Annotated in this window: 8 protein-coding genes; 5 read left to right on the top strand and 3 right to left on the bottom strand. The window is 76.2% G+C overall.

Features of this window, described 5'->3' with window-relative positions:
- On the bottom strand, nt 1-1,476 hold a 1,476-nt coding region (locus ACFQ80_RS22310), incomplete at its 3' end, for a leucyl aminopeptidase (protein WP_430565180.1).
- Between the two features lie 63 nt (nt 1,477-1,539).
- Between ACFQ80_RS22310 and ACFQ80_RS22305 the strand changes: the two genes are divergently transcribed.
- From ACFQ80_RS22305 to ACFQ80_RS22290, 4 genes are read left to right on the top strand one after another with little or no spacing between them, the layout of a single operon-like run.
- Nucleotides 1,540-1,899, top strand: a complete 360-nt coding sequence (locus tag ACFQ80_RS22305; protein ID WP_430552621.1) for a hypothetical protein — start codon at nt 1,540-1,542, stop codon at nt 1,897-1,899.
- Nucleotides 1,896-2,405 (top strand): hypothetical protein, encoded by a 510-nt coding sequence (locus ACFQ80_RS22300; RefSeq protein WP_430565179.1) that lies wholly within the window; start codon nt 1,896-1,898, stop codon nt 2,403-2,405. The genes ACFQ80_RS22305 and ACFQ80_RS22300 overlap by 4 nt, the downstream gene beginning before the upstream one ends.
- Nucleotides 2,402-3,511: a quinone-dependent dihydroorotate dehydrogenase gene (locus ACFQ80_RS22295; RefSeq protein ID WP_430552623.1), complete on the top strand. Its 1,110-nt coding sequence runs from the start codon at nt 2,402-2,404 to the stop codon at nt 3,509-3,511. The genes ACFQ80_RS22300 and ACFQ80_RS22295 overlap by 4 nt, the downstream gene beginning before the upstream one ends.
- Nucleotides 3,508-3,714 carry a hypothetical protein gene (locus ACFQ80_RS22290; protein WP_430552624.1) on the top strand — a complete coding sequence of 69 codons (207 nt, stop codon included), beginning with the start codon at nt 3,508-3,510 and terminating at the stop codon, nt 3,712-3,714. Before ACFQ80_RS22295 ends, ACFQ80_RS22290 begins: the two co-directional genes overlap by 4 nt.
- Before the next feature lie 21 nt (nt 3,715-3,735).
- On the opposite strand, the gene ACFQ80_RS22285 is transcribed toward ACFQ80_RS22290, so the two are convergent.
- Nucleotides 3,736-5,205, bottom strand: coding sequence for a PLP-dependent aminotransferase family protein (locus ACFQ80_RS22285; protein WP_430565178.1), 1,470 nt, complete (start codon nt 5,203-5,205; stop codon nt 3,736-3,738).
- A 273-nt stretch (nt 5,206-5,478) separates the two neighbouring features.
- Here ACFQ80_RS22285 and ACFQ80_RS22280 point away from each other — a divergent pair, with 273 nt between their 5' ends.
- Nucleotides 5,479-6,198, top strand: a complete 720-nt coding sequence (locus tag ACFQ80_RS22280) for a YitT family protein (protein ID WP_430552626.1) — start codon at nt 5,479-5,481, stop codon at nt 6,196-6,198.
- A gap of 6 nt (nt 6,199-6,204) precedes the next feature.
- Here ACFQ80_RS22280 and ACFQ80_RS22275 read toward each other — a convergent pair whose 3' ends face one another.
- The gene (locus tag ACFQ80_RS22275; RefSeq protein ID WP_430565177.1) at nt 6,205-6,660 is read right to left on the bottom strand and encodes a GNAT family N-acetyltransferase; all 456 of its coding nucleotides are present in this window, start codon (nt 6,658-6,660) and stop codon (nt 6,205-6,207) included.
- Nucleotides 6,661-6,708: the final 48 nt, after the last annotated feature.

The following is a 6,708-nucleotide window of genomic DNA, read 5'->3' as shown; positions in this document are numbered from 1 at the left end:
GCCTTCGAGGAATGCGAGCATCGTGCGCACGCCGACGCCCGTGCCGCCGGCGGGGGTGTACCCGAACGACGAGCCCTCGTTGTACGACGGGCCGGCGATGTCGAGGTGCGCCCACGGGGTCTCGCCGACGAACTCGGCGAGGAAGTGGGCGGCGAACAGCATGCCGCCCCAGCGGCTGGGCGCGGAGTTGACCATGTCCGCGACGGTCGACTTCAGGCCGGCCTTGAGCTCCGCGGGCATCGGCATCGGCCAGAACGCCTCGCCGGCGACGTCGGCGGCGGCCTTCACCTCGTCGCGCACCGCGTCGGTGCCCATGACGCCGGACGTGCGGTTGCCGAGCGCGACCATCTGCGCGCCGGTGAGGGTCGCGATGTCGAGGACGACGTCGTGCCCGTCCTCGACGGCGGCGACGAGGCCGTCCGCCATGACGAGGCGGCCCTCGGCGTCGGTGTTGGTGACCTCGACGGTCTTGCCGCCGCGGATCGTGATGACGTCGGCCGGGCGCTGCGCGTTGCCGCCCGGCATGTTCTCCGCGAGGCAGAGGTACCCGGTCACGGCGACCGGCAGCCCGAGGCGCGCGGCCGCGAGGACCGTGTGCAGCACGGCGGCGGCGCCGGCCATGTCGGACTTCATCGTCGGCATGCTGGCCGGCGGCTTGAGCGAGATGCCGCCGGTGTCGAACGTGATCCCCTTGCCGACGATCGCGACCTTCCCGGTGGCCTTCGCGGGCGTGTACGACAGCTTGACGAGGCGCGGCCCGCGCGACGAGCCCTGCCCGACGCCCACGAGCCCGCCGTAGCCGCCCGCGGCGAGCTGCTTGTCGTCGAGCACCGTGATCTTGAGGCCCTTCACGCCCTTGGCCGCGGCCTTGGCGGCGTCCGCGAAGGCGGCCGGGAACAGCTCGTTGGGGGCGTCGTTGACCAGGTCGCGGGTGCCGTGCACCGCCGCGGCCAGCACCTCGGCGCGCGCGACCGCGGCCTTGGCGCGACCCGACCGGGAGAACGACGTGACGACCTGGACGCTGCCGACCGCGCCCTTGGTGTCCTTGCCCGTCCGGTAGCGCGTGTAGGAGTACGCGCCGAGCAGCGCCCCCTCGACGACCGCGCCGAGCTCGTCCTCGTCCACCGCGGGCAGCGCGAGGGCGACGGTGTCGGTGCCGGCGAGCTCACGGGTCGCGGCGCCGGCGGCCGACCGCAGCACCTCGTGCGGGAACGTGCCGTCGGCCGCGCGCTCCCCGAGCCCGGCGAGGACGACGACGTCGGCCGAGACGCCGTCGCCGGCGGGCACGCGCCGCACCTCGTCGCGGGCGCCGGTGACGCCGAGGCGGGGGGCGAGGGTCTCGATCTGCCGCACGAACGCCTCGGGCAGCTGGTCCGCGACGACGGCGACGCCGTCCGAGGTGGAGCAGGTCCCGACGACGAGCGCGTCGACCTTGAGAGAGCTGGGATTCTTGCCGGTGAGGGTGAGGTCTGCCACGCGCCGATGCTATCCCCGTCCCGCGACCGCCGTCGGGCGCCCGGCGGCCGGTAGTCTGCGGGCGTGGTCCTTCCCCTGCTCATCGTCGTCCTGCTGGCGTGCGCCGCGCTCGCCGGGTGGGCGCTGTGGTTCGTCGTCCAGGACCGCGCCGTGATCCTCAAGCAGCTGATCGGCGCCGCCGTCGTCGAGGCGCTCGTCGTCGTCCAGGCGGTGGTGGCCGGCGTCCTCATGGTCACCCGCGACCACCCCGTCGACGGGCCGCTGTTCTGGGGCTACGTCGCCACCGCCCTCGTGGTGCTGCCGATCGCCGCGATCTGGGCGTTCGCCGAGCGCACCAAGTGGTCGTCCGTCGTCCTCGCGGTGGCCGCCCTCACGGTCGGGTTCCTCGACTGGCGGCTGTGGCAGATCTGGGGGGCGGCATGAGCGGCACCACCCCCGCGCCCGCCGCGGGCGGGCGTCGGACCGGCACCGGCTTCGGACGGCTGCTCGTCACCGTCTACGGCATCCTCGCCTTCGCCGCGATCGGCCGGTCGTCGTACGAGCTGGCCACCAAGTTCTCCGAGGCGCCCGTCGCGTACTCCCTGTCCACGCTGTCCGCCGTCGTGTACGTGCTGGCCACCGTCGCGCTCGCCAAGGGCGGGCCGCGCTGGCGCGTCGTCGCGTGGGTGACCGTGGGGTTCGAGGCCGTGGGCGTGCTCGCGGTCGGCGCCGCCTCCGTGACCTCTCCGGACGTCTTCGGCGAGACGACCGTGTGGTCCGGGTTCGGGCAGGGCTACGGTTACGTCCCGCTCGTGCTGCCGTTCGTCGGGCTGTGGTGGCTGTGGCGCACCCGCCCGCGCGGGACGCACGACGCCGCAGCACCCGCGCCTGAACCGACCGAGCCGACCGGGCCCACCGCGCCCGCAGCCCCCGACCCGGAGGTCCGATGAGCCCGTACACCCTGCTCTTCAACGGCGTCTTCCGCCGGATGGACCCCGAACGGGCGCACGAGCTCGCGTTCGGCGCCATCTCGCTCGCCGGTCGCGTCCCCGTCCTGCGGGACGTCGTCCAGGGTGCCCTCGCGCCGTACCTGGGCCGGGGCAGCGGCGGTCCGGGCAGCATCGAGGTGCTCGGCCGCACCGTGCCCGCACCGTTCGGGCTCGCGGGCGGGTTCGACAAGAACGCCCGCGCGATCCGGGGCCTGACGATGCTCGGCTTCGGCTTCGTGGAGATCGGCACCGTCACCCCGCGCCCGCAGCCCGGCAACGAGGCGCCGCGCATGTGGCGCGAGCTCGACGTGCGGGGGATCCGCAACCGCATGGGCTTCAACAACGACGGCGCGCCCGCCGCGGCCGCGCGGCTGCGGGAGCTGCGGGCCACGCCCGCGGGCCGGGCCGTCGTCGTCGGCGCGAACATTGGCAAGAACAAGACGACGCCGGCGGAGGCCGCGGCGGACGACTACGCCGCCTGCGCCCGCGAGCTCGCCCCGTGGGCCGACTACCTCGTGGTGAACGTGTCCTCCCCGAACACCCCCGGGCTGCGCGACCTGCAGACCACCGCCGAGCTGCGTCCCATCCTCACGGCGGCCCGCGCCGCGGCCGACGAGGCGACCGCCGCCGCGGGCACCCGCCGCGTCCCGCTCCTGGTGAAGATCGCCCCCGACCTCGCGGACGCCGACGTCGACGCCGTCGCGGCGCTCGTCACCGAGCTCGGGCTGGACGGCGTCGTCGCCGTCAACACGACCATCGGGCACGACCGCGGTCCTGGCGGGCTCTCCGGGCCCCCGCTGCTCGAGCGAGGGTTGCAGGTCGTGGCCCGGCTGCGCGACCGTCTCGGGCCCGACCCGGCGATCATCGGTGTCGGCGGCATCTCGGGCGCCGACGACGTGCGCGCCTACCTCCGGGCCGGCGCCGACCTCACCCAGGGGTACACGTCGTTCATCTACTCCGGCCCGTTCTGGCCGTCGAGGGTCAACCGCTCCCTGACGCGCACGCGGGGGTCGGTCGCGGCCGGCAGCATCGACCGCGGCGTCGCCGCTCCCGGGAGCGCCGCGTGATCCGGCCGCGGTGGGAGTGGGCGCTGGACGACGCCGACGGTCGTGCGCTCGCCGTGCCGAGCCCGGTCTTCACCACGCAGTACGACGCCGAGCAGTGGATCGGGGAGCACTGGCGCGAGCTGGCCTCCGCCGGCGCGACCCTCGCCCGCCTGCTGCACGACGGGGCGCAGGCGACGCCGGGCGTGGTGCTGCCGTCGGTCTGACGCCCGAGCCGCGGCGGGACCTCAGGCGCCCGGTGCGACCTGCGCCCAGGCCCGGGCGAGCCGCGGCACCGCGGCGGCGAGCTGGTCGGGCTCGCGCGTAAACGTCAGGCGCACCCGGTCGCGCGAGGACCGGTCCGGCGTGAACGCCGGCCCGGGCGTGACGAGGACGCCGTGGCGCACGGCGGAGGCGGCGAGCGCCTGCGCGAGAGGTCGGCCCAGGTCGGCCCACAGGCACAGCCCTCCTGCCGGCACGGGCACGCGCCAGCCCGGCAGGGCGTCGCGGACCAGGTCGACGAGCAGGTCGCGCCGCGCCCGCAGCTCGGCGACGCGGTCGGGCAGGATGGCGTCGGCGCGGCGCAGCAGCTCGACGACGGCGAGCTGCTCGAGCACCGGCGTGGCGATGTCCGCCGACTCCCGGACGCGCGCCAGCCGGCGCACCACCTGGGGGTCGGCGCGCACCCAGCCGACGCGCACCCCGCCCCAGAACGACTTCGACGCCGACCCGATCGTCACGACGTGCGGGGAGGCGCCGTCGCCCGCGAACGGCTCGGGCACCCGAGCCCCGGGGTCGAGCGCCAGGTCGGTCAGGGTCTCGTCGCCCACGACGGTCGTGCCCGTGCGGTCCGCGAGGTCGCGCGCCGCCGCCCGCGCCTCGGCGGACATCGTCGCGCCGGTGGGGTTGTGGAAGTCGGGGACGAGATAGACGAGCCGGGGGCGGGTACGCCGCACGGCCGAGGCGAGCGTCTCGACGTCGCCGACCGGGACCCCGACCACCCGCCCGCCGAGGCGCCGCGTCGGCTCCAGGGCGTGGAAGTACGTGGGCGACTCGACGACGGTGGTCTCGCCGCGTCCGACGAACGCTGCGGTGAGCACGGAGATCGCCTGCTGGGCGCCCGTGGTGACGAGGATCTGCTCCGGTGTGGTCGGCACGCCACGCGCCGTGTAGCGGTCGGCGATCGCCGACCGCAGCACCTCGACGCCGAGGTGTGCGTAGCCGCCGGTGGAGAGGTAGCCCGGCAGCACCTCGAGGGCCGCGGTGTAGGCGTCGTGCAGGGCCGACGTGGCGGACGGCGTCGCCTGGGCGAGGTCGACGGGGGACTCGGGCCGCTCGTCGCCCGGCGGGTCCGCGGGGGCGTCGCCCGCCGCGACGGGCGCGCTCCCGCGGGCCGCCCCCGCGCCGCGGGGGAGCGTCGTGACCGTGCCGGAGCCGACCCGGCTCGCGAGGAATCCCAGCTCGCGCAGGCGGGCGTAGGCGCCGGACGTCGTGGTGCGCGAGACCCGCAGGGCTGCCGCCAGCTCGCGCTCGCTGGGCACCCGGGTGAGCGGCGGGAGGCTGCCGGCGAGCACCGCGGCGCGCAGGGCGTCCGCCAGCGCGAGGTAGGCCGGCCCGCCCGCGCGCCAGTCGCCGAGCAGGCGCGCGGTGGCCGCGGGGGAGAGCTGTCGGACGGCGGGCGGCGCGGTCGTGGCGGAGGGTGGGGAGACGACGGTCACGGGGCCACTGTCACCCCAATGGATATGGATTGCAAGGCCATTAGCGCGGAGGGTGGGAGCATGAGCACGACCACCCGCCCTGCCCGCCGCCCTCCGCGCCGCCCCCTCCGCCGGCGGGCGGACCGCGGTCCGCGCCCGGGCGCGCTCCGTTCCGCGCCTCCGTCCGCGCCTCGTTCCGCGCCTCGTTCCGCACGCCTGTCCGCGTCCGACGACGCGCCCCCGCCCCCGAGGACCACCGCGCCCGACGCCGTCGTGCCGGCCGCGGCTCCGACGATGACCTGGGGACCCGTCCGCCGGGGGACGCAGCTCGTCCTCGGGCTGTGGGCATTCACGTGGTCGATGGCGATGATGCTGCACGCCGGGCAGGGAGGCATGCCGTGGGACGTGCTGCACCAGGGCCTGGTGCGCAGCACCGGCCTCGGCTTCGGCACGGTCGTCGCGCTGACCTCCGCGCTCGTGCTGCTCGCCTGGGTCCCGCTCCGGCAGCGGCCCGGGATCGGCACCGTCGTGAACGTGGCCGTCATCAGCCTGGCGATCGGGCCCTGCCTCGCGGCCACGGCGTGGCTCGTGCCCGACCCGGGGCTGGCCGCCCGGATCGCCCTCGCCGTCGGCGGCATCGTCCTCAACGGCGTCGCGACCGCCGCCTACATCGGGGTGCGGCTCGGCCCGGGCCCGCGCGACGGGCTCATGACCGGCCTCGTGCAGCGCACCGGCCGGTCGGTGCGCCTCGTGCGGACCGGCATCGAGGTCGTCGTCGTGCTGGTCGGCATCCTGCTCGGCGGGACGTTCGGCTGGGCCACCGTGGCCTTCGCGCTGGGCGTCGGCCCCGTGGTGCAGGCGACCGTGCGCTGGCGCTGGCTGGTGCCGGCGGGCCTCACGGGGGCGGCTGCGCCCGCGGCGGGCCCGGCACGGGCGGACGCCGACGTCGCGCGCCGAGGTCGCGAGATCTCCCGTGCGCTCGACGCCGTCGCGCGGGAGCACCGCGACCGCTGATCGCGGTCAGGCGTCCGGCAGGTCGCGGCGGTAGAAGGTGGCGGAGTCGTCGTAACCGAGAGCCTCGTAGAAGCCCCCGGCCCGGCGGCTGGCCAGCGCCAGGTAGGCGGCTCCGCGCGCCGCCGCCCACCGCTCGGCGTGGGCCATGAGCGCGGCGCCGAGCCCGCGGCCCCGGTGCGCCGGGTCGACCATGACCTCCTCGACCCAGCACACCGGTCCGTTCGCGAGGAACGTCAGGTGCACGTTCGCCAGGAGGTAGCCGAGCGGTGCGTCGTCGGTCGTGGACTCGGTCGCGAGGTCGGTCGCCACGGCGAGCAACGTGTCGTCCCGGCCGAGGAGCGCCCCGAGGGTCTGGTCGAAGGCCTCCCGACGCGGTCGGAAGCTGGTCGCGAAGTCGCGGGCGAGCGGCCACAGCGCGTCGGCGTCGCCGGCGCGGGCGGACCGGACCGTCAGGGAGGACATGGCGGCAACCTAGTGCTGACGTCGCGGTGGGTCGTCGTCCGTCTCAGG

This window comes from Isoptericola sp. NPDC056578, from assembly GCF_042793275.1.
Classification (GTDB): Bacteria; Actinomycetota; Actinomycetes; order Actinomycetales; family Cellulomonadaceae; genus Isoptericola.
Note: the sequence above shows the minus strand (reverse complement) of the source record. Positions and strands in the feature narration are given on the sequence as shown.